General features: G+C 71.2%; 20 protein-coding genes and 2 pseudogenes. 6 read left to right on the top strand and 16 right to left on the bottom strand.

The window, feature by feature from the left end:
- Nucleotides 1-1,555 (top strand): non-reducing end alpha-L-arabinofuranosidase family hydrolase (locus ACFQS1_RS39120; RefSeq protein ID WP_378977868.1); only part of this gene is annotated, 1,555 nt, incomplete at its 5' end.
- Nucleotides 1,556-1,656: 101 nt separating this feature from the next.
- Nucleotides 1,657-3,030: a poly(ethylene terephthalate) hydrolase family protein gene (locus tag ACFQS1_RS39115; RefSeq protein WP_378977866.1), complete on the top strand. Its 1,374-nt coding sequence runs from the start codon at nt 1,657-1,659 to the stop codon at nt 3,028-3,030.
- Between the two features lie 59 nt (nt 3,031-3,089).
- On the opposite strand, the gene ACFQS1_RS39110 is transcribed toward ACFQS1_RS39115, so the two are convergent.
- Together ACFQS1_RS39110 and ACFQS1_RS39105 are read right to left on the bottom strand one after the other, a co-directional pair.
- Complete coding sequence (locus ACFQS1_RS39110) at nt 3,090-3,578, bottom strand: MarR family winged helix-turn-helix transcriptional regulator (RefSeq protein ID WP_378977864.1); 489 nt, start codon at nt 3,576-3,578, stop codon at nt 3,090-3,092.
- Nucleotides 3,579-3,585: 7 nt separating this feature from the next.
- Entirely contained in the window at nt 3,586-4,833 is a 1,248-nt protein-coding gene (locus ACFQS1_RS39105; RefSeq protein ID WP_378977862.1) for an FAD-dependent oxidoreductase, read from the bottom strand.
- A gap of 330 nt (nt 4,834-5,163) precedes the next feature.
- Between ACFQS1_RS39105 and ACFQS1_RS39100 the strand changes: the two genes are divergently transcribed.
- Nucleotides 5,164-6,621 carry an arabinofuranosidase catalytic domain-containing protein gene (locus tag ACFQS1_RS39100; RefSeq protein ID WP_378977860.1) on the top strand — a complete coding sequence of 486 codons (1,458 nt, stop codon included), beginning with the start codon at nt 5,164-5,166 and terminating at the stop codon, nt 6,619-6,621.
- 90 nt (nt 6,622-6,711) lie between these two features.
- On the opposite strand, the gene ACFQS1_RS39095 is transcribed toward ACFQS1_RS39100, so the two are convergent.
- The 12 genes and pseudogenes from ACFQS1_RS39095 to ACFQS1_RS39040 form a co-directional block, all read right to left on the bottom strand.
- On the bottom strand, nt 6,712-7,365 hold the full coding sequence (locus ACFQS1_RS39095) for a 3'-5' exonuclease (RefSeq protein ID WP_378977870.1): 654 nt from the start codon (nt 7,363-7,365) through the stop codon (nt 6,712-6,714).
- On the bottom strand, nt 7,365-9,182 hold the full coding sequence (locus ACFQS1_RS39090) for a putative nucleotidyltransferase substrate binding domain-containing protein (protein ID WP_378977858.1): 1,818 nt from the start codon (nt 9,180-9,182) through the stop codon (nt 7,365-7,367). The genes ACFQS1_RS39095 and ACFQS1_RS39090 overlap by 1 nt, the downstream gene beginning before the upstream one ends.
- 69 nt (nt 9,183-9,251) lie before the next feature.
- Nucleotides 9,252-10,250 (bottom strand): Acg family FMN-binding oxidoreductase, encoded by a 999-nt coding sequence (locus tag ACFQS1_RS39085; protein ID WP_378977856.1) that lies wholly within the window; start codon nt 10,248-10,250, stop codon nt 9,252-9,254.
- A gap of 113 nt (nt 10,251-10,363) precedes the next feature.
- Entirely contained in the window at nt 10,364-11,269 is a 906-nt protein-coding gene (locus tag ACFQS1_RS39080) for a CE1 family esterase (protein WP_378977854.1), read from the bottom strand.
- Nucleotides 11,270-11,367: 98 nt separating this feature from the next.
- The gene (locus ACFQS1_RS39075) at nt 11,368-12,087 is read right to left on the bottom strand and encodes a universal stress protein (protein WP_378977852.1); all 720 of its coding nucleotides are present in this window, start codon (nt 12,085-12,087) and stop codon (nt 11,368-11,370) included.
- Nucleotides 11,988-12,209: pseudogene (locus ACFQS1_RS39070) on the bottom strand (universal stress protein); the annotation flags it as partial. The gene ACFQS1_RS39075 and the pseudogene ACFQS1_RS39070, both read right to left, overlap by 100 nt.
- Before the next feature lie 97 nt (nt 12,210-12,306).
- The gene (locus ACFQS1_RS39065) at nt 12,307-13,896 is read right to left on the bottom strand and encodes an acyl-CoA dehydrogenase family protein (RefSeq protein WP_378977850.1); all 1,590 of its coding nucleotides are present in this window, start codon (nt 13,894-13,896) and stop codon (nt 12,307-12,309) included.
- 540 nt (nt 13,897-14,436) lie between these two features.
- On the bottom strand, nt 14,437-15,003 hold the full coding sequence (locus ACFQS1_RS39060; protein ID WP_378977848.1) for a GAF domain-containing protein: 567 nt from the start codon (nt 15,001-15,003) through the stop codon (nt 14,437-14,439).
- Nucleotides 15,000-15,575 carry a GTP-binding protein gene (locus tag ACFQS1_RS39055; protein WP_378977846.1) on the bottom strand — a complete coding sequence of 192 codons (576 nt, stop codon included), beginning with the start codon at nt 15,573-15,575 and terminating at the stop codon, nt 15,000-15,002. The genes ACFQS1_RS39060 and ACFQS1_RS39055 overlap by 4 nt, the downstream gene beginning before the upstream one ends.
- Complete coding sequence (locus tag ACFQS1_RS39050) at nt 15,553-15,930, bottom strand: DUF742 domain-containing protein (protein WP_378977844.1); 378 nt, start codon at nt 15,928-15,930, stop codon at nt 15,553-15,555. The genes ACFQS1_RS39055 and ACFQS1_RS39050 overlap by 23 nt, the downstream gene beginning before the upstream one ends.
- Nucleotides 15,927-16,364, bottom strand: a complete 438-nt coding sequence (locus ACFQS1_RS39045; RefSeq protein WP_378977842.1) for a roadblock/LC7 domain-containing protein — start codon at nt 16,362-16,364, stop codon at nt 15,927-15,929. Before ACFQS1_RS39045 ends, ACFQS1_RS39050 begins: the two co-directional genes overlap by 4 nt.
- Nucleotides 16,365-16,401: 37 nt before the next feature.
- Nucleotides 16,402-17,832: a sensor histidine kinase gene (locus ACFQS1_RS39040; protein WP_378977840.1), complete on the bottom strand. Its 1,431-nt coding sequence runs from the start codon at nt 17,830-17,832 to the stop codon at nt 16,402-16,404.
- Nucleotides 17,833-18,229: 397 nt separating this feature from the next.
- Here ACFQS1_RS39040 and tal point away from each other — a divergent pair, with 397 nt between their 5' ends.
- The 3 genes from tal (at nt 18,230) to ACFQS1_RS39025 (ending at nt 20,497) form a co-directional block, all read left to right on the top strand.
- The gene (gene tal, locus ACFQS1_RS39035) at nt 18,230-19,336 is read left to right on the top strand and encodes a transaldolase (protein WP_378977838.1); all 1,107 of its coding nucleotides are present in this window, start codon (nt 18,230-18,232) and stop codon (nt 19,334-19,336) included.
- Nucleotides 19,337-19,527: 191 nt separating this feature from the next.
- Nucleotides 19,528-20,235: a CBS domain-containing protein gene (locus ACFQS1_RS39030; RefSeq protein ID WP_378977835.1), complete on the top strand. Its 708-nt coding sequence runs from the start codon at nt 19,528-19,530 to the stop codon at nt 20,233-20,235.
- A gap of 28 nt (nt 20,236-20,263) precedes the next feature.
- Nucleotides 20,264-20,497, top strand: a complete 234-nt coding sequence (locus ACFQS1_RS39025; protein WP_378977833.1) for a hypothetical protein — start codon at nt 20,264-20,266, stop codon at nt 20,495-20,497.
- A gap of 53 nt (nt 20,498-20,550) precedes the next feature.
- On the opposite strand, the gene ACFQS1_RS39020 is transcribed toward ACFQS1_RS39025, so the two are convergent.
- Both ACFQS1_RS39020 and ACFQS1_RS39015 read right to left on the bottom strand, forming a co-directional pair.
- Nucleotides 20,551-20,676, bottom strand: a complete 126-nt coding sequence (locus ACFQS1_RS39020) for a hypothetical protein (protein ID WP_378977831.1) — start codon at nt 20,674-20,676, stop codon at nt 20,551-20,553.
- A 26-nt stretch (nt 20,677-20,702) separates the two neighbouring features.
- Nucleotides 20,703-20,995, bottom strand: a pseudogene (locus ACFQS1_RS39015) (lactate racemase domain-containing protein); the annotation flags it as partial.

Genomic DNA, 20,995 nt, shown 5'->3' with positions numbered 1-20,995 from the left:
GGGTATCACCGTGTGGGGCGTGCGTGACAGCGACTCCTGGCGCTCGAACGAGAGCCCGCTGCTGTTCGACGGTGGCGGTAACAAGAAGGCCGCGTACAACTCGGTCCTCAACGCCCTCAACGCCGCCACCCCGACGCCGACCACCACCGGGCCGACTCCCACCGGGCCCACTCCCACGACCTCGTCGCCCACCACCCCGGGCGGCACGAACGAGATCCGGGGCACGCAGTCGGGCCGGTGCATCGACGTGCCGAACGCCTCGCAGAGCAACGGCACCCGGGTCCAGCTGTACGACTGCAACCGCGCGTCGAACCAGCAGTGGACGTACACATCCGACAAGCAACTGAGGGTGTACGGGAACATGTGCCTGGACGCGGCCGGCTCGGGCAACGCCTCGGCGGTGCAGATCTACAGCTGCCACGGCCAGGGCAACCAGCAGTGGAACGTGAACTCCAACGGCACCATCACCGGCGTGCAGTCCGGCCGCTGCCTCGACGTCTGGGGCACCGGTAACGGCCAGCAGGTCCAGATCTACGACTGCAACGGCCAGGCCAACCAGCAGTTCCAGCTCGTCTCCCTGGGCGGAACCACCCCGCCCACGACGCCGCCGACCACTCCGCCCACGACCCCGCCGACGTCGTCGCCGAGCGGCTGCGCCCTTCCGTCGAGCTACCGCTGGTCGTCGACGGGCGCGCTGGCCCAGCCGAAGAACGGCTGGACGTCGCTGAAGGACTTCACCAACGTCGTCTACAACGGCAAGCACCTGGTGTACGCGTCCAACGTCGCCAACGGCTCGTACGGCTCGATGAACTTCACCCCGTTCACCAACTGGTCCGACATGGCGTCGGCCGGCCAGAACGGGATGAGCCAGGGCACGGTGGCCCCGACGCTGCTGTACTTCGCGCCGAAGAACATCTGGGTGCTGGCGTACCAGTGGGGCCCGACGTCGTTCAGCTACAAGACCTCCAGCGACCCGACCAACGCCAACGGCTGGTCCAGCGCGCAGACGCTGTTCACCGGGACGATCGCCGATGCCCCGTACGGTGTCATCGACCAGACGCTGATCGGTGACAGCCAGAACATGTACCTGTTCTTCGCCGGCGACAACGGCAAGATCTACCGGGCGAGCATGCCGATCGGGAACTTCCCGGGCAGCTTCGGCTCCTCGTACACGACGATCATGAGTGACTCGACGAACAACCTGTTCGAGGCGGTCGAGGTGTACAAGGTGGCCGGGCAGAACCAGTATTTGATGATCGTCGAGGCGATCGGCAGCCAGGGCCGTTACTTCCGGTCGTTCACCTCCAGCAGCCTCAGCGGGTCGTGGACCCCGAACGCGGCGAGCGAGAGCAACCCGTTCGCGGGCAAGGCCAACAGCGGCGCCTCGTGGACGAACGACATCAGCCACGGCGACCTGGTCCGGAACAACCCGGACCAGACCAAGACCGTGGACGCCTGCAACCTGCAGTTGCTCTACCAGGGCAAGGACCCCAACGCCGGCGGCGACTACAACAACCTGCCGTGGCGTCCGGGCCTGCTCACCCTGCAGCGCTAGCGGCGTACGGCGCCAGCCATCGAGCCGTTGCCGGCAGGCGGATTCGCCTGCCGGCAACGGCCACCCGTCGCACCCGTCATCGACAGCAGAGGAGTACCACGATGCACACCCCCGACATCGGCGACGCTCCCCCTCGTCCGGCCCGCCGGCGTCTCGGCATGCTCTGCGCGTCGGCGGCGCTCGGCGCGGTGGTGGCCGCCACGGCGGTCGCGACCCAATCGGCGTCCGCCGCCGACAGCCCGTACCAGCGCGGTCCGAATCCGACCGTGGCCAGCATCGCCGCCACGTACGGGCCGTTCGCCACCGCGCAGATCAACGTGTCGCCGGGCAACGGCTTCAACGGCGGCACGATCTACTACCCGACCGACACCAGCCAGGGCACCTGGGGCGCGGTGGCGATCGTGCCCGGCTACACCGCCCGGTTCGCCGACGAGGAAGCCTGGATGGGGCCGCGGCTGGCGTCGTTCGGGTTCGTCGTGATCGGGGTCGAGACCAACAGCACCAACGACTGGGACACCGCCCGGGGCACCCAGTTGCTGGCCGCGCTCGACTACCTGACGTCGCGGAGCTCCGTACGCGATCGGGTGGACGCGAGCCGGCTCGCCGTGATCGGCCACTCGATGGGCGGCGGCGGCGCCCTCTACGCGGCCACTCAGCGCCCGTCCCTGAAGGCCGCGATCGGTCTCGCGCCGTTCTTCCCGTCCGGGAACCTGAACGACGACCGGGTGCCCACGCTGATCCAGGGCGGCCAGAACGACACGGTGGTGACCCCGTCGTACCTCGATGGTCTTTATCCCGGTCTGCGCGCCGACACCCCGGGGGCGTACGTGCAGTACAGCGGCGCCGACCACCTCTTCTGGACCAAGGCGAACGACATCGAGCTGCGGACGCAGATCCCGTGGCTCAAGATCTTCGTCGACGGCGACACCCGATACACCCCGTTCATGTGCCCGTCGTTGCAGGACAACACCCGGGTTTCCAAGTACACCGCCAAATGCTCGCTGATTCCCAGCAGCCCGCCGACGTCGCCGACCACGGCCGGCCCGACCACCCCGCCGGTCACCACCCCGCCCGTCACCACGCCGCCGCCGGCAACCAGCGGTGCGCTCAAGGGCCGGGCAAGTGGGCGCTGCGCGGACATCATCGGGTACGGCACCGCCGACGGCACCCGGCTGCAGCTGTACGACTGCACCGGGCAGTGGAACCAGACCTGGAACTACACCAACAACACGCTCGTCAACCCGCAGAGCGGCAAATGCCTGAACGTCGCCGGTGACGGCACCGGCGTGAACCTGTGGACCTGCAACGGCAGCGGCGCGCAGAAGTGGACGGTGCAGGCCAACGGCAACGTGGTCAACACCGGGTCCGGCAAATGCCTCGACGCCATCGGCCAGGGCACCGGCAACGGGACCGGCCTGCAGGTCTACGCCTGCGTCGCCGGCGGTCAGGGAAACCAGCAGTGGTCGCTGCAATAGCCTCTCGGATCTGACGGAGCCTCTCGGATCTGACGGGTGCCGCCGAGCGGCGGCACCCGTCACCCGGGCGACGACCCCTCCGCCGAGCCGCGGAGGCGCTCCAGCTCGGTGAGGTACAACTCCTGCAGCCGGCCGAAGTGCCGGACCAGCAGCATGACCTCCTCGACGCGGTAGCCCTCGACGAGCCGCCGCACCCGCTCGGCGAACCGCTCGTACGGCCGGTCCAGCTCGGCGATCCGTTCCGGCCGGATGGCGACGATCATCCGCCGCCGGTCAGCCGGATCGCGTTCGGCCGTGATGTAGCCGGCCTGCTGGAGCCGGCGCAGCATGCTGGTCACGGCCCCGGTGGTGAGGTTGGTCCGCTCGGCGACCTGCCCGGCGGTGGCGGATCCGACGTCCGCCAGGAAGTCCAGGCACTCCAGGTCGCTCACGGTGACGCCGAGCCGGTCGGCGATGGCGTACCGGAAGACCATGGACAGCCGCGAATTCTCCCGCCCGGCGCGCATGAGGTCGGTGATCGCGGACGCACGGGCCGGCTCCTGGGGCATGCCGCCATCATGCCTCCGGCACGGTGACCCGGTGCAGCCGAGGTAGCACGCGGGTCAGCACCCAGTGCGGCGCGGCCGCGCCCCCGGTGAGGCGGCGCATCAGCCGGGCGGCGTTGTCGACGGCGTCGAAGGCGTAGGGCACCATCTCCGCCTGGTAGCCGGCGATCGCCTCCTCCACCGGCGCGCCGCTCGAGCGGGCCTCGACGAGCTTGTGGCCGAGCAGGGCGGCGTCGCGCAGCGCGGTGTTGCCGCCGTGCGCGCCGAAGGGCGGCATGACGTGTACGGCGTCGCCCATCATCGTCGCCCGGGGCACCGCCCATCGCCCGGGGCGCCGGCCGGTGGCGAAGGGGTTGAGGACCGTGGCGTCCAGCTCCGCGGTGTCGACCAGCCGCCGGATCAGCGGGTGGAAATCCGTGGTCATCCGGGCCGCCAGCTCCCGCAGCGCCAGCAGGTTCCCGCGGAGGCCGGGCGGCACCTCCTCCTGCTGGAGCAACAGCCCCCACATCACGTAGTCGTCGCCGGTGGGCGGGTAGCTGCCCGGGGCCAGCCGGGCGAACGCCTCCCGCGGGCGCTCGCCGAACCGCATCGAGGTGAAGAAGAAGGCGCGGCCCGGCCGATCGGCGATGGCCAGGACCCCGCTGTTCCGCAGCGCCTCCGGGATGACGCTCACGCCGTCGCGCCGCAGCGGCGAGCGGCCGTAGACCCCCACCATCGGAGTGCTCGCCGGCTCGGCGTCGGGCGTGATTTGCGGACGCAGCGCCGAGCCGACGCCGTCCGCGCCCACCACGACGCTCGCCACGGCGGCGGTGCCGTCGGCGAACCGCAGCCGCAGCCCGGCCCGGCCGCCGTCGTCCATCGCGACCGCGGCCTTGCCGTAGTGGATGCGGCCGTCCAGCCCGGTGGTCAGGATCGAGCGCAGGGTGAGCCGGTCGACCTGGCGGGTGGCGTGCGGTTCCTCCTTGAAGTTGACGGTGAAGGCGTCCCGCAGCCGGCTGTCGGTGAAGCGCACGTGCCCGCCGGGCTCGTCGCCGGTGACCAGCGCCAGCCGGTAGAGCGGGCGGGGCAGGCTCTCCTGCAGCGCCGCCAGCCCGTGCCGGTCGAGGATGATCCGATAGCCCTGCCGCCGGACGAAGGGGCCTTGGTCGCGCTCGTAGACGTGTACGTCGATGCCGGCGCGCGTCAAGTATTGGGCGAGGCAGAGGCCGGAGAGGCCGGCGCCCGCGATGGCCACCGAGAAGTCGGTCGATATGCCCATGCGATTACCTTAATGACTAAGATGATTTCGGCAAGGCCGTCCGCTGCGGAACAACCTGGTTAGCGTTCACATATTGGCGCGTGAAACGACATGTCGATGCATGTCGACGGCGGGCCGGCAACCAGGGCCCCGGCGCAGCGAACTTCGACGATTATCTAGATACGAGCGCACGGAGACGGCTCGTTGACTAGCCGTTGATGCCGGCGTGACAATCGACGGCGACCACTAGTTAACGTTCACAATTTGTGGCCACCTCCCGACCCGCATCGCTTCCCCCGCCGGGCGCCTCCCGCCCGGTCACCGTCCCCGGAACGACAAGCGAGGTTCCCCATGTCCACCAGTTCCCCACGCTCTCGCCGGCGGATGCTGCTGTCCGTGACCGGCGTTGCCGGTCTGCTCGGCGGCATCCTGGCCGCGGTGGCCCCCGCCCACGCCGCCGGCACCGGGCCGTGCGACATCTACGCGTCCGGCGGCACCCCGTGCGTCGCCGCGCACAGCACCACCCGCGCCCTCTACGGCTCCTACACCGGGTCGCTCTACCAGGTGCGGCGCGCCTCCGACAACACATACCGCAGCATCGGGCCGGTCGGCGCGGGCGGCTATGCCGACGCGGCCAGCCAGGACTCGTTCTGCGCCGGCACCACCTGCCTCATCACCCGGATCTACGACCAGACCGGGCGCGGCAACGACCTCACCCAGGCGCCCGGCGGCGGCGCGGCCGGCGGGCCGGACAACCTGGCGAACGCCACCGCCGCCCCGATCACCATCAACGGCAACAAGGTGTACGGCGTCTTCGTCGCGCCCGGCACCGGCTACCGCAACAACAACACCAACGGCATCGCGACCGGCGACCAGCCCGAGGGCATGTACGCGATCTTCGACGGCACGCACTACAACGGCGGTTGCTGCTTCGACTACGGCAACGCCGAGACCAGCAGCAACGACACCGGCAACGGCCACATGGAGGCCATCTACTTCGGCAACATCAAGGTCTGGGGCTACGGCACGGGCAACGGGCCGTGGGTGATGGCCGACCTGGAGAACGGATTGTTCTCCGGCATCAACGCCGGCTACAACGCGAACGACCCGACGGTCAATCACCGGTTCCTGACCGCGATCGTGAAGGGCGAGCCCAACCACTGGTCGATCCGGGCCGGCAACGCGCAGTCCGGCGGCCTGTCCACGTACTACAACGGCGCCCGGCCGAACGTCTCCGGCTACAACCCGATGCACAAGGAGGGCGCGATCATCCTGGGCATCGGCGGCGACAACAGCAAGGGCTCCGCGGGCACCTTCTACGAGGGCGTGATGACCTCCGGTTATCCGTCCGACGCCACCGAGAACTCGGTGCAGGCCAACATCGTGGCGGCCGGCTACGGCACCTCCGGCGGCAGCACCGGCGGCGGCAAGGAGCTCGTCGGCGGGCAGTCCGGCCGGTGCGCGGACGTGCCGAACGCGTCCACCACCAACGGCACCCAGGTGCAGCTGTACGACTGCTGGGGCGGCAGCAACCAGCTCTGGACGTCCACCTCGGGCAAGCAGCTGACGGTGTACGGCAACAAGTGCCTGGACGCGAACGCCAAGGGCACGACCAACGGCACGGCGGTCATCATCTACGACTGCAACGGCCAGACGAACCAGCAGTGGAACGTCAACAGCAACGGCACGATCACCGGCGTGCAGTCGGGCCTGTGCCTGGACGCGAACGGCGCCGCCACGGCCAACGGCACGAAGCTGATCCTGTGGTCCTGCAACGGCCAGTCCAACCAGCAATGGAGCCTGCGGTAGGCAGTCGCGCGTGACGGGCCGGTGGGGCTGTCTCCCACCGGCCTCGGCGCACCGCCGAGAAAGGCCGTTGACGCGGTTGCGCCGAGGGGTTCACCGGCGGTGGTGCCGGGAGATGGCGCAGAGGTCCCGGACAGTCAGCGGGCGGGGCTTCCTTCCTCGGGCCGCACTGGTCTCCAGCCGGGTGGCCAGCGCCAGGAACAGCTGGGCGGTGGTGAACGCGTCGCCGAGGGCGTGGTGCGGGGTGTGCACGGGCAGCCCGAGCCGGCGGGAGGCGGCCTCCAGGTTCGGCTCCTCGTCGGTGTGGCGGTCGGCGAGCCGGCAGGCCCGCATCAGGGCGGCCGTGTCGACCGTCGCCCGGCCCAGCCGCAGCCCGTGCGGGCGCAGCGCCCGGTTGAGGAAGGCGCGTTCGATCCAGGCCGCGTGCGCGACCAGGACCCGCCCGCTCAACAGGTCGGCCAGCTCGGGCACCACCTGGTCGATGGTGGGCGCCTCGGCCAGGTCGGTGGTGCGCAACGTGTGCACGGCGAGGGCCGGTACCGACACCGGACGCGACGGGCGCACCAGGCCGTACGTCGCGCGGCCGAACGGGATCCGCGCGCCGGTCACGATCGCCGCCCCATACGCGATGATCTCGTCGCGGCGGAGATCCAGACCGGTGGTCTCGACGTCGATCACGCAGAATTCCGCCGCGCGCCAGGGCCGGGACAGATCCGGGGCGGGCAGCGGCTGGCCGCGGCGCAGCATCACCGGTCGAGCCGCCGCATCCAGTCGCGGTCCACCCGGGCCTGGACCAGCGCGACGGCGCGGAACGACTCGCGCAGGTGCCGGCGGGTGAGCGTGTCGAGGTCGGCGGGGGCGACATACCTCGTCGGCGGGACGCCGTCGCGGATGGCCCGGGCCTGGTGCCGCAGCAGCAATCCGTAGCCGGCGTCGAACCCGCCGGCCAGCGTGTCGGCTTCGTCGGTGGTCAGCAGGCCCTCCTCCGCGCCGCGGCGCAGCCGGGCGGTGGTGGTGCCGCGGGCGTCGCCGCTGGCGATCGCGATCCAGCGGGCCAGCGCCACCACCGGCATGAGCCCGCCGCTCTTGAGGTCCAGCCGGCCGCTGTGCTTGCCGCCCTGGGCGACCACGAAGTCCCGGACGAATCCGGTCGGTGGCCGCCAGCCGAGCGCCTCGTCGAGCAGCGCGCGCAGGAACTGCTTGGTGCGGGTGTGGCTGCGGATCTGCGCGGTCAGGGCGCGGCCGAGCGGCAGGTTGGTGACCGGGCGGCTGTCGGCCACCATCGCCGACAGCAGCAGCGCGTTCTCCTGGGTGGGATCGCGCTGCCAGGCGCGGGCGGCCGCGGCCCAGCCGGACCGGGACCGGCTGAACAGCGGGTTGTGGGCGTTGGCGCCGTTGGCGCACAACGTCAGACCGCTGCGCTCCAGCACGCGCAGCACCTCCCGGGCGGCCGCGCGGATGTCCGCGGCCGGGTCCGGCCCCGACTCGGGTGGATCGGCCCAGACCAGCGCGGTGTCGACGTCCGAGAGCGGCAGCGGCTCGTGCCGCGCCAGTGAGCCCAGCAGCACCCAGGAGTGCGGCACCTCGGCGAGCACGGGGTCGGCGCGCAGGTCCAGCGCCCGGCGGAGGACGGCGTCGACCACGGCCGCGTGCACCGCCCCGATGTGCGCGGGGGCGACCCCGGTCTCGCACAGCTCGACGATCGTGGTCGGCAACAGGCGCGCCGCCCGGGCCAGTTCCTCGGCCGAGGCGGCGCCCTCGATCGCCGAGCGGACCAGCAGGGGATCGCGTACCTCGGCGGCGGCCAGGTCGACGACCCGGACCACCCCGACCGGCCGCTCGGACTGGTCGGTCACCACCAGGTGATGCACGCCGTGCTCCACCATGCGCAGCAGCCCGGCGGCCTGGGTCGCGTCCTCGTCGATGGTCAGCGCGGGCACCGAGGCCACCCGCGCGACCAGTTCGTCGACGCCGGCCAGCCCGGTGGCCACCCGGCGCCGGAAGTCGTGATCGGTGACGATGCCGAGGCCGTCGGCGGTGCGCACCAGCGCGCAGGACGTGCCGGCGGCGCCGATCCGCTCGGCGGCATCCCGGATCGTCTCGCCCGCCTCGCACCAGACGATCGGGCGCATCACCTCCGCCAGCCGCCGGTCGCCCGCGTGGACGGCCGGGCCGGCGAGCGGTTCCCAGCGCGGGACCGTGTCGAGCGCGGCGAACCGCAGCCGCTCCGGGTGGGCGAGGAAGGTCCGCGGGTCGGGGATGCGCAGGCACAGGCTGTCCTCGTGCGCGCGCACGGTCAGCCGCGGTGGCAGGTCGGCCAGCAGCCAGAGGTGCCCGAAGGTGTCACCGACCCCGAGCAGGTCGACGACCTGGCCCCGATCCACCACCTCCAGGGCGCCGGTGCGGACCACCCACAGGTGCCGCAGCCGCTCGGCGCCCTCGACGACCACCGCCCCGGCGGCGAAGTATTCCACCTCCACCCGCGTGACCAACCGGGCCATGTCCTCGGCCGTCAGCGCGTCGAACGGCGGCTGGCCGGCGAGAAAGTCGGCGAACTCCTGCACCGCAAGCGCCTCCGTCCGGGAACCGGTCGCTCGTCGCATCGGCGTGCGCTGCTGGGCGGCGCCCCTCGGCTATTCGTCGATCTGGATGGTTTCCCGGACGTCCCGCCGCGGGGAGACGGGCAGCACCTCGTCGGAGTCAACATAGCCCAGCCGGACCACGAGGTACGGCTCGCCGACGTCGGACAGCAGCCGGCGCAACAGCCGGCGCGGCCACGCGACCTCGACCGCCTCGCTGATCGGCGCGGTCGCCAGGCCTTCGCTGGTGGCCCGCAGCAACAGCGCCGACATCGCCTCCCCGCCGCGCAGCAGATCGGCCGGAGTGTCGCCGGCGCCGAACAGGATCACGTAGGTGGCGCCCTCGTCGTGGTCGGCGCCGGCGAGCAGCCCGGGGGAGCCGTCGGGCAGGAAGTTGCGCGCCGGCACCCGGCGCAGGGCCGGTTCCACCGCGGTGGCCGGCGGCACCCCGTCACCGGTCCAGGCCGGGCGGCTGGTCCAGCGGGTCAGCTCCGTACGGTAGGCGGGGTCGAAGTATTCCGTGTCGGCGGCCTCGTCCACCGCGACGGCGAGCTCGGGCACCCGATCGTCCGGCACCACGTGCAGGTACGCGCCCTGCGCCTCGATCAGCCGGCGCAACCGGGCCAGCGTCTCCTCCGGCACCGGGCGCGCGCCGAAGGCACGGCGGTCGGTCCGTCGCCGGCTGATGGCGCCGGCCAGGTCCTTCGCGGCCGGGTCCGGTGTCGCGCGGCCGGTCACCCGCAGCCGGGCGAGCAGGTCCGGGCGCCGTTCGTCCGGCAGGCGCCGCACGTCGGCGACCCAGCCCGCGGCGGCCAGCGCGACGCGTGCGTGATGCAGCGCGCCACCGCAGCTGAGCAGCAGCAGCCGTCCGTCCGCATCGGTCACACCGAGACGGCGTTCCGGATCGGACGACAGCTCCATGACGTCGCCGGTGATGCGCCATTTCCACGGCTGGGTGTTGAACACCGATGGCGCCCGCAGCGAAGCCCGCGCGGCGGCCTCGAGCGCTGTGCGGGCCTCGGCCCTTGTCATGTCGTTCGCGGGAGCGTTCATGGCGGAACCTCCGGACTGAGGATGTCACCTCACCGTGACAGATCGCCCCCGGACCGGTTCAGGGCCGAAAGTCCCGCCGGGCGGACGAGTTTGCCCGGCCGCGCCGCGCCCGGTCACCGGGCCGGCTTGGCCTGGGAGAGCAGGAAATCGGTCACGGCGGGCGCGAAGGCGGGCCCGAGCTGGGGTACGTGTGAGCCACCGTTGATGGTCCACGCCTGCACGGTCGAGCCGCCGGCGCAACCCTGCACATAGGTGTGCACCGACGTTTCCGCGCCGGGCAGGTCGGAGACCAGGTCGAGGGCGGGAGCGTCGCGGCCGGCGTCGGCACAGCGGTCGAATCCCCGCCAGTGCGCGACCGTGGCGTCCGCCGAGGGGTAGGCGGAGCCGTTGATCAGGCCGCCGTCGAACGCGACCGTCTCGTCGGTGCTGCTGTGGATGGCGAGCACGCTCACCGGTGCGGACGGCTTGCACCGCGCGGGGTCGTTCCAGCCCGCTCCGTTGACGGCGACGACCGCGGTGACCTGGTCGGCGTGATCGCAGGCCATCCGCAGCGCCATGAATCCGCCGTTGGAGTGGCCGATCAGGTAGACCCGGGCGGGATCGATCCGGTACGAGCTTTGCATCATCGCGATGAGGTCGCTGAGGTAACGCGAGTCGTCCGGTTTCGGGTCGTAGAACGAGCAGCACGCGTTGGTGGCGTTCCAGAACCGATCACCGCGATCGTCGGTCGACCCGTCCGGATAGACGTAGACGAATCCCCGCCGATCCGACTCGGGCGTCAGGTGGAGATACGTCTCCAGCTCTTTCGCGTTGGAGGTGTATCCGTGCAGCGCGACAACCAGCGGCGCGGGCCGGGCCGGATCGTAGGACGCCGGGACGTGCACGGTGACGTCTCGTCCACCGATCTGCACCGTGTCGGTGCCGCTCGACGGCATCGACGGCGGGGCGCCGGACGAGGGGCCGGGACTGTCGGTCGGGCTGCAGGCCAGCGCCATCATGACCGCCGCCACGGCGGTCATGGCCCGAGCCACTCGCCACCCATGTCGAGCCATCGCACCTCCCCAGCTGCGATGCCAAGCTACCGCACCGGCCCCGATGCCGATGACCGCTCCTTCGCTCAGCCGGCCCACCGGTCGCCGGCGCACGGCCGGGCGAGCAGCACCGGGCACTCGGCGTGCTGCAGGAGATGCAGGCCGGTCGAGCCGAGCAGGGCGCCGCGGATGGCGCCGCGGCCGCGGCTGCCGACCATCACCAGCTGCGCGCCGGCCGAGGCGCTCACCAGGGTGGGTGCGATGTCGTCGTGGGTCAGCAGCGTCTCGACCGCGACGTCGGGGAACTTGTCCCGCCAGGGCGCCAGCTGCTCGTGCAGCAGGTCGCCGTCGGCGGCGTCTCGATCCGCGGCGACCGAGCGGACCACGATCAGTCGCGCGGCCCGCACGCCCGCGGCCGTGAAGGCGCTCTCCAGGACATGGTCGGCGGCGGCGGAGCCGTCGACGCCGGCGACGACCGGGCCGTCCGGGGACGGGTGTCCACGGACGACCGCCACCGGGCCGGAGGCGTGCGTGGCGACGCGCTGACCGGCCGACCCCAGCCGGAGGCCGGCGAATCCGCCGCGGCCGCGGTATCCGAGAACCAGGAGCTCCGCGTCGTGCGCGATCTCGAGCAGCCGGGCGGCCGGGTGGCCGGGTGGCCGACCAGGGTGTCGGCGGTGACGTCCACCTCCGGTGCGAGGTCGCGGACGTGGCGGATCGCCGCGTCGGTCGTCGCCGTCGAGGACGCCCAGACGCGTTCGACGTACGTGCTGCCGGCGGACTCCCGGGCCTCGGCGGGATTCCACTCGAGGACATGCACGATGCGCAGCGGCCGGCGGCGCAGCCGTGCCTCGCGAGCCGCCCAGGCGACGGCGTTGGTGCCGGAGCCGCCGCCGGCGGTTCCGACGACGATGGCGCGGTGCTTCATCACGGCTTCACCCCTTCGGTGGGTCTCCGGCCATCGTCGGTCGCGCGGCCGCGGCGCGGCAGGGCCATACGGCCCGTGACCGACCGTACGGCCCCGGTCACCGGAGCAGCGGATCGGTTCGCCACTCCTCGCCGGGCCAGCGCCGCTGGTCGACATCGCCGATGGCGCCGGCATAGCCGGCGACGTGGGCCGCGAACTCGGCCGGCGAGGGCAGATCGCGGTGCGCGGCCGGTCGCGCCCGGCGCAGCCGTTGCTCCAGCTGGTGCTCGGTCCACGATGCGGTGTACGCGTGCATCGGGGATCGGTGCGCCGCCTCGCTGGTCACCATGGTCAGCAGGGTCCAGCACGCCAGCTCGCCGACGACGGCCGCGTGGATGTGCCGTCCGCCGGCATCGTCGGGGCGGTCGGCGCCGATCTGCGTGACCTGGTCGGCCAGCCTGAGCAGCGGCGCGGTCGGGTGCGCCTGATCGACGAGCTTGACGAGCTCGCCGGGATTGCGAACGAGCATGGTGCCGAGGTACACGGTGATCGCCTCGGTGGAGCCCTCGAAGATCCGGAACAGCCGGTAGTCACGGAAGTGCTGGCCGACGGTGTTGGTGTCGAGGTAACCCCGGGCGGCCAGCACCTGCAGGGCCGTGTCGATGGCGCTCCAGCCCAGCTCGCAGCCCAGGATCTTGGCGCAGAAATACCAGGCATCGGGGAGGTCCTCGCCCGCGTCCTCGCGCGCCGCGATCTGGGCGATCAGCGTTTCCACCGCCTGCACTCCGGCGCCGGCCTCGGCGAGGATCTGCCGGATCCGGCCGTTCTCGGCCAGGGAACCGGTGGCGACCGTGCGTCCCTTGGCGAACCGCTGGGCCAGCTCGAGCGAGCGCATGGCCGCGCCCAGCGCCATCGCCGCGAGCACCACCCGGCCGGCCATGAACGCCGCTTTGGCGGTGTCGAGACCGTCTCCCTCGACGCCCAGCAGCGCGGACGGCGGTATCCGCAGCTCCCGGAAGCTGAGATCGTACTGGGGCACCGCGCGCAGGCCCAGAGTCAGCATCTCCGGTCCGATGTCGAAACCGGGCGTGCGGCTGTCCACCAGGAAGCCGGTGATGCCCATCGGCCGGCCTTGCTCGTCGCGGAGCCGGGCGAACACGTTGACGTACCGCGCGTCCCCGCCCAGCGAGATCCACTTCTTGGCGCCGTTGAGCGTGTACCAGCCGTCCGCGTGCCGGGTCGCGCTGGTGGTCATCGCCCGGACGTGGGAGCCGATGCCCGGCTCGCTGATCGCGCTGGTGGTCAGCGCCTGTCCCCGGGCCAGGCGGGGCAGCACGTAGCCCTTGACCTCCTCGGTCGCGGACCGCACGATCGGCGGCGTGCCCAGGGTGTTGTGCACCGCGCAGAACACGGCAAGGTTGGCATCGATCGCGCCGAGCTGGGTGAACACCCTGTTCAGGTCGGCGTGGGACAGATCCTGCCCACCGTGCCGGCGCGGAATCTGCAGACCGAGCAGGCCGGCCTCGGCGAAATCCGACACCATTGCGGGCGGCAGGGAGCGGCGCTCGTCGAGCAATCGTGAGTTGAGAAAGCCTTGCGCGTATTCACGCAGGAAATTCAGCATTCGCGTGGCCCGCGATGACGTCTCGGGCCGGTCGTCCGTCGCTCCTGGGGGAACAGCATCCTGGCTGAGGGCTTCGGTGTCCATCTGTGCTCCTCGTGAGCATTCCGGACAGTTCCGGCACCGCCATGGCGGTGCTTCTCGATCGGCGGCAGAATGTCGGCTGCTCCGGAACTTTCTGGAGTTGCAGAATGCTCACACTCGTTGCGCGAAACCGCCGGACCGCATGGGCGGCCCGCGGCTCTTTGTCGATGCCGCCGATCTGCGTCCGGCGTGCCGGGGATGACGCCGGCCCCGATTCGGGGGCCCGCGAGCGATCATTTCCGCGCGAGCGCGTTTTGCGGGTGCCGGCGTGCCGCCGCGAATCTCCTGGGCGGCCTTTCCGCCCGGGTGGCGTGCGAGATACGCATGGCGTTTCGCCGGATTCGCCCCCTCGGTATGGGTTCGTCTGTCCCCACGGAACTTTACAGCGGAACCTTTGGTTCCTCAATGGGGTCGCGTCATTACCGGGAGTGAAGATCGGTCATGGCCCGTCGCTTTTCCGGCGCGACTCGGCAAAAGATATTGCACACCGGATGCGTACGTGTGGGGTTGATCGTGAATGGCCGGGCACGCACGCGGAAGGTGTCAGTTTCCCTCGCGGGCGTGGATTTCCGCGACCAGCTCGGCGGCCAGCGTCTTGATCGTCTCCAACCCCGGCCGGCCCCACGGGCGCGGCTCGATGTCGACCACGCACACCGTGCCGAGCGCGATGCCGGTCCGATCGATCAACGGGGCGCCCAGGTAGGAGCGGATGCCGATCTCGTCCACCACCGGATTGCCGGCGAAGCGGGGATAGTCGCAGACGTCGTCGAGCACCAGAGCCTTGCGCCGGACCACCACGTGCGGGCAGTAGCCGTGCTCGCGGGAGAAGATGCGGCCGGACAAGCCGGCCTGGAGCGCCGCGGGAACGGTGGCGCCGGTGTAGAGGCCGCCCAGGTACTGGCGATCCTCCTGGATGAAGTTCACCATCGCCAGCGGCGCGTTGGTGATCTCGCCGGTCCGGCGCGCGAACTCGTCGAGCTGTGCGTCCGGGCTGTCGCCCAGGCCGAGATCGTGCAGCCGGCGCAGGCGAGCGGGCACCTCCGGATCCGCCGGGGTCAGGGGGTGATGCCCGGAGAGGTCGTAGATCATGCCGGTTCTCCGTTCGGTCATCGGCGCGCTCGAGAGGTGATCAGGTGGTGCACCAAGCCGATGAGCACACCGTTGGCGGATCGATGGTCACGGGCGTCGCAGTGCACGATCGGGACGTCGGACTTCAGGTCGAGAGCGCTGCGCAGGTCGTCCGGCTCGTACCGGCAGGTGCCGTCGAACTCGTTGACCGCGATCACGAACCCGATGCCCCGCGACTCGAAGAAGTCGACGGCCGGGAAGCAGTCCTCCAGCCGGCGGGTGTCGGCCAGCACGATCGCGCCCATCGCGCCGCTGGACAATTCATCCCACATGAACCAGAACCGCTCCTGCCCCGGCGTGCCGAACAGGTAGAGCACGTGCTCCTGGCTGATGGTGATCCGGCCGAAGTCCATCGCGACCGTCGTCGTCGACTTGCGCTCGACGCCGGTCAACCGGTCCGTGCCCACGCTCGCGGTGGTGAGCAGTTCCTCGGTGCGCAGCGGCTCGATCTCGCTGACCGAACCGACGAACGTCGTCTTGCCGACGCCGAAACCGCCGGCGATCAGGAGCTTGAGCGCGGACGGGAATCCGTCAGAGCCGTCGTTCAAGGGCATTGAGGATGGTCTCCAGTACTGCCGGGTTCGAGGAATCAGCCAGCGGATCGGGGGAGCGGGCGTCCACCGCGCCCCAGTCGACGAGATCGGAGAGCAGGATCTTGGTGACCACCGCGGGCAGCCGCAACCGCGCCGCGACCTCGGCCACCGTGGTGACGCTGCCGCAGAGCCCGAGCGCCTGCGCGTGGTCCGGGCCGAGCTGGCCGTGCGGGCGCCGGCCGGTGGCGATCACCATCGACAGCAGCTCCATCCGGGTCGTCGGCTCGGTCCGGCCGTTGCTCACCGTGTACGGCCGGATGAGGCGCCCCGCGGCGTCGTCGAACCAGTGCTCGTCGTCGGTGCCCAGGACGTTCACCGTCCGAGCGCGCCCGGGAACGCAGCCGCCTCCTGCCGGGCCGGCGTCGAGAGGTAGGGCCGGACGCTCTTGACCAGCTGGGCCATCTCGTAGCCGAGGACCCCCGGGTCGGCGGCCTTGCCCGCGATGACCGCGAGCACCGCCCCCGAGCCGGCCGCCGAGACGAACAGCAGCGAATCGTCGAGCTCGGCCACCACCTGCCGGACCCCGTCGCCGCCGCCGAACCGGCTGCCGGCGCTGCGGGCCAGCGAGAACAGGCCCGAGGCGACTGCGGCCAGATGATCCGCGCCGTCGTCGTCGAGCCCGTGCGCGGCCTTGCGCAATCCGTCGGACGACAGGAGCAGTGCGCTCTTCGTGTCCGGGACCCGATCGACGAGGCCGGACAACAGCCAGACGAGATCCTGCGACGTACGTGTGGAATCGGTGCGCGACATGCGAGCCGTGCCTTCCTCAAGGAGACGGAGCGGGGGATCAGCGGCCATGACTTTCCGGGCCGGGCGCGTCCACCTCGCCTTGCGAGACGCCGTTCATGAACGACGCCATCAGGCCCGCGTCGTGCTCACCGGCCGGCTCGGCGGCCGGCTTCGCCGGGCCGACCCGCAGCTGCGGGGCCAGATGGGTCTGGCTGCGGCGACGCGGGAGCGGGGGCCGCGACGGCGTGGGCACGATTTGCTGCTCGGGGATGGTCGCGGTGGCCATCTGCCGGGGCACGCCCGAAGCCGGCGCGGCGCCGGCGTGCGCGACGTGCCGCGGCCCGGCCTGGGCGGGGGCGATGGCCGCCGGGACCGGAGCGGCGGGATCCGGCGCGGCGGCCGGCCAGATCAACTGCCGGTCGATCTCGGTGGTGTCCTGGGTCAGGCTCAGCGTCAGTTCCTGGACCGGGAGCCGTTCCTGCCCGTGGAGCCGCTCCTCCACCTGCGCCAGGCTCTGCGGCCGGGACGCCTCCGGCATGGCCTCGCGCGGCGAGCCGATCAGCAGCTGCGGCAGGATGACCACGGCCTGGATGCCGCCGTAGATGTTGGTCTGCAGCTGCACGACGATCCCGTGCTGCCGGGCGATCACCGAGACCACGTAGAGCCCGATCCGCCCGTCCCGCAGCAGGTCGTCGAGGTTGATGTCGTCCGGGTTGACCAGCAGCTGGTTGACCCGCTCCTGATCGGCTCGCTGCATGCCGAGCCCGCGGTCCTCGACCTCGATCGCCATCCCGGCGGTGACCTGCTGGGCCCGGAGCAGCACCTGGGTGTGCGGCGGGGCGAACATGGTCGCGTTCTCGATCAGCTCGGCCACCAGGTGGATGACGCTGGCGACGGCGTGCCCGGGCACCGTGCCCTCGATCGGTGGCACCAGCTTGACCCGCGAGTAGTGCTCGACCTCGGCGATCGCGGAGCGCAGCACCTCGGTCAGCGCGACCGGCCGGCTCCACTGCCGGCGCGACACCGACCCGCCGAGCACCGCCAAATTCTCCGCGTGCCGCCGGATCCGGGTCGCCAGGTGATCGACCTGGAAGAGCCCCTTGAGCAGGTCGGGGTCCTCGACCTCGTTCTCCAGCCCGTCGAGCAGCTTGATCTCCCGGTGCACCAGCGACTGCAGCCGCCGGGACAGGTTGACGAACACCTCGACGTGCCGGACGTCGGCGTGCACCGCCGCCACCCGGCCGGTCGCCATCGGCGCCTGCGCGTGCCGGAGCCGCTCGGTGAGCTGGTCGACCTCGGCGCGGGCCGCGCCCAGCTCGGACCGGGTCGCGGCGAGCTCCGAGCAGGTCGCGGCGAGCGTGGATCGGGCCTCGGCGGCCGTTTCCCGCAGCTCGCCCGAGCGGGTGCCGGAGCGCCGGTCCGCCCACAGGGCGAAGGCGGCCGCGGCCAGCACCGCGACGGCGGCGATCAGATAAGGAGTGTCGGGCATGAGCATCCTTATTCGTCGGTGATGCGGCAATGTCCGGTGTGGAAGATTCGCACTGTAGTGGCCCGGGCGCACATGGCCAAGGCGGCAGATCCCGTACGACATCGATCTGATGAAGTGGTCAACCCCGATGCTTACCCATGTCACCTATCGAGTGAGACAACGGTGACAGAAAGCCCGAACGCGGGTTAGGGTCCGGCGGGTCGCAGTCTGCCGATTCACCGATTTCCGCCGGCCGAATGGCGGGGTGAAAAATGAGCCGCCGCCATCAGTCGGCCGGCCGCCGGACAATTGCGGAAACGGTGTGTATTCGCGCGCGACGTCGCCGGTGCCTGCGTACGGGTGTAAAGTACGAGTATCTTGACTTTAGAAGAGTCCGTCCAGCCGGAAGGTGAACGCGATGACCCCGTTGGAACGTCTCTACACCGAGTACGGCCAGAGCCCCTGGCTCGACAACCTCACCCGCGGCTACCTCCGCGACGGCACGCTGGCCCGGATGGTCGCCGGCGGGATCCGGGGCGTGACCGCCAACCCGACCATCTTCAGCAAGGCGATCCTCGGCTCCGCCGCCTACGACGAGCAGTTCGCGGCGCTGACCGCGGCCGGACTCCCGCTCGAGGACGCGTACTGGCAGCTGGTCGTCGACGACGTCACCGCGGCGCTGGCGGTGTTGCGACCGGTGCACGACGCCAGCGGCGGGACCGACGGGTTCGTCTCGATCGAGGTGGCCGCCGACCTGGCCGACGACACCCAGGCCACGCTGGCGGCCGCCCGCGCGCTGCACGAGCGGATCGCGGCGCCCAACCTGTTCGTGAAGATCCCGGCGACCGCCGCGGGCGTCCCGGCGATCCGCGCGATGATCGCCGAGGGTCGCAACATCAACATCACCCTGATCTTCTCGCTGACCCGGTACGAGCAGGTCGTCGAGGCGTACCTGTCCGGGCTCGAAGCCCTCGTCGAGCGCGGCGGCGACCCGTCGCGCGTGCACAGTGTCGCCTCGTTCTTCGTCAGCCGCGTCGACACCGAGGTCGACCGCCGCCTGGAGGCGGCCGGCGCCGGCCCGGCGCGGGCGCTGCGCGGCCAGGCCGCGATCGCGCAGGCGAAGCTCGCCTACCGGCTGTTCCGGGAGCGCTTCAGCGGCGAGCGGTGGCAGCGCCTGGCGAGCCTCGGAGCGCACGTGGAGCGGCCGCTGTGGGCCTCCACCTCCACCAAGAACCCGGCCTATCCCGACACCCGGTACGTCGACCATCTCATCGGTCCGGACACGGTCAACACCCTGCCCGAGACGACGATCGAGGCGTTCACCGACCACGGCACCCTGGCCCGCACCATCGACGCCGAGGTGGACGAGGCCGCCGCGGTGATGCGCCGGCTCGCCGCGGCCGGTGTCGACATGGACGACGTCGGACTGACCCTGGAAGAGCAGGGCGTCGCCGGCTTCCGCGCCTCATCCGAGCAGGTGCTGGCCGCGCTGGCGGACAAGGCCGATCAGCTCAGCCGCCGCTGAGACCGGCCCGGCGCCGCGCCGGGCCCTCGATGGGGTGCGGTTGCCGGTCGTCGGCAATGGGACGTGCCGAAGACCGCCGTTCCCGGACCTGACCGTGGCGGGTCCCGGCAGCCATGGTGGAGGTACAGAAACATTCGGATCCGCCGATCGGCGCAGGCTTGCGGCTGCCCGGAGACAGGAGGTGTTCGGCCATGCGGCAATGGCTGGTTGACGACGTGATGACCCGGGACGTGATCACCTCGACCCCGGATACCCCGATCGCGGAGGTCGCCGACCTCCTCGCCACCCATCGCATCGGCGCCGTGCCGATCGTCGGCGAGCACGACCAGGTGCTCGGCGTCGTGTCGGCGGCGGACCTGCTGCCCAAGGTCGCCGGCGACCGGACCGTCTTCGGGCGTCCCGCCGCCAAGGCCGAGGCCGCCCTGGCCCGGCAGGTGATGACGACCCGGCTGGTCACCGTCGACGCCGGCGCGTCGCTGGCCGAGGCGGCCGCGACCATGCGGCGCAAGAAGGTGCGGCGGCTGCTGGTCACCGACCGGGACGGACGCCTGCGGGGCGTGCTGTCGCGCACCGACGTGCTGCGCCCGCTGACCCGGCCCGACGCGGCCATCCGCGACGACGTCGTGGAGCACGTGCTGCGCCGGATCCTGTGGATCGAGCCGACCCAGGTGCAGGTACGCGTCGACGACGGGGTGGTGACGCTCACCGGCGCGGTGGGCCGGCGCAGCACCGCCGCCATCGCGACCCGCCTGGCTGAGAAGGTGCCGGGCGCCGTGGCGGTCGTCGATCGCATCCGCCACGACTTCGACGACAGCTCGCTGGCCCGCTCCCGCGTCGGCCGCACCCACCCGTTCAGCGCCGAGCCGTTCGCGCCTGAGCGGGAGCGGTCGGCGGCTTGATCCGTGCAGCTGTGCAAAGGAGGCAAGAATGCAAAAGCGCAATTTCTCGTACGCACCCGCGGCTGTCTTCCTCGCCGCTGCCCTCGGGCTGGCCGTGATCATGATGGTGACGGTCGGCCTCGCCGAAGGGTTGACGGCACTCGGCATCGTCGCGGTCCTGTCCGGCGCCTACGGATTGCGCCACTACGCCCGGACCCGACTGATCTATCGCCGCCGGCCGGATCCGGCCGACCGCGAGTTGGCCGACGAGCGACAGTCCTGACGTGCGCACCGTGACCGGCGCCGGGCGTCTCCGGCCGCCCCGGCGCCGACTGGTCAGCGCTTCAGCCGGAAGAGGATCTCGCCCGCCCGGGGCACCACCATGGTGCCGGGGTCGGCGGCGAACGCGTTGAGGTCGACGGTCGCCGGGTCGAGATATCCGAGGTTGACGGAGTGGCACACGTCTTCCGGGATTCCGGTCGCGAGTGTTACCCGTACGCGTAATTGTTCCTCGCTTGTTGTAGGACTCCCCAGTGGATGTGTGAGAACCGGTCCCACTGTTTGACGAAGTAGTCGCGGCAGTGGTAGCCGATGTCATAAATCTCCCGGTGGCTCGACGCGATCTCGGTGATGTGCGGGGCGTAGAGGATCACCTCACCGCCGTCGGCGACTACCGGTTCGACTTTGTAGAAGCCTTTCGCGGCGGTCCAGATCTCGTCGTACATTTCCGGAACGATCGACAGCACGCGCCGTACCGGTGAATCCAGATAGGTGACGTGGG

Origin of the sequence: Paractinoplanes rhizophilus, from assembly GCF_042664765.1 — a bacterium.
Classification (GTDB): Bacteria; Actinomycetota; Actinomycetes; order Mycobacteriales; family Micromonosporaceae; genus Actinoplanes; species Actinoplanes rhizophilus.
Note: the sequence above shows the minus strand (reverse complement) of the source record. Positions and strands in the feature narration are given on the sequence as shown.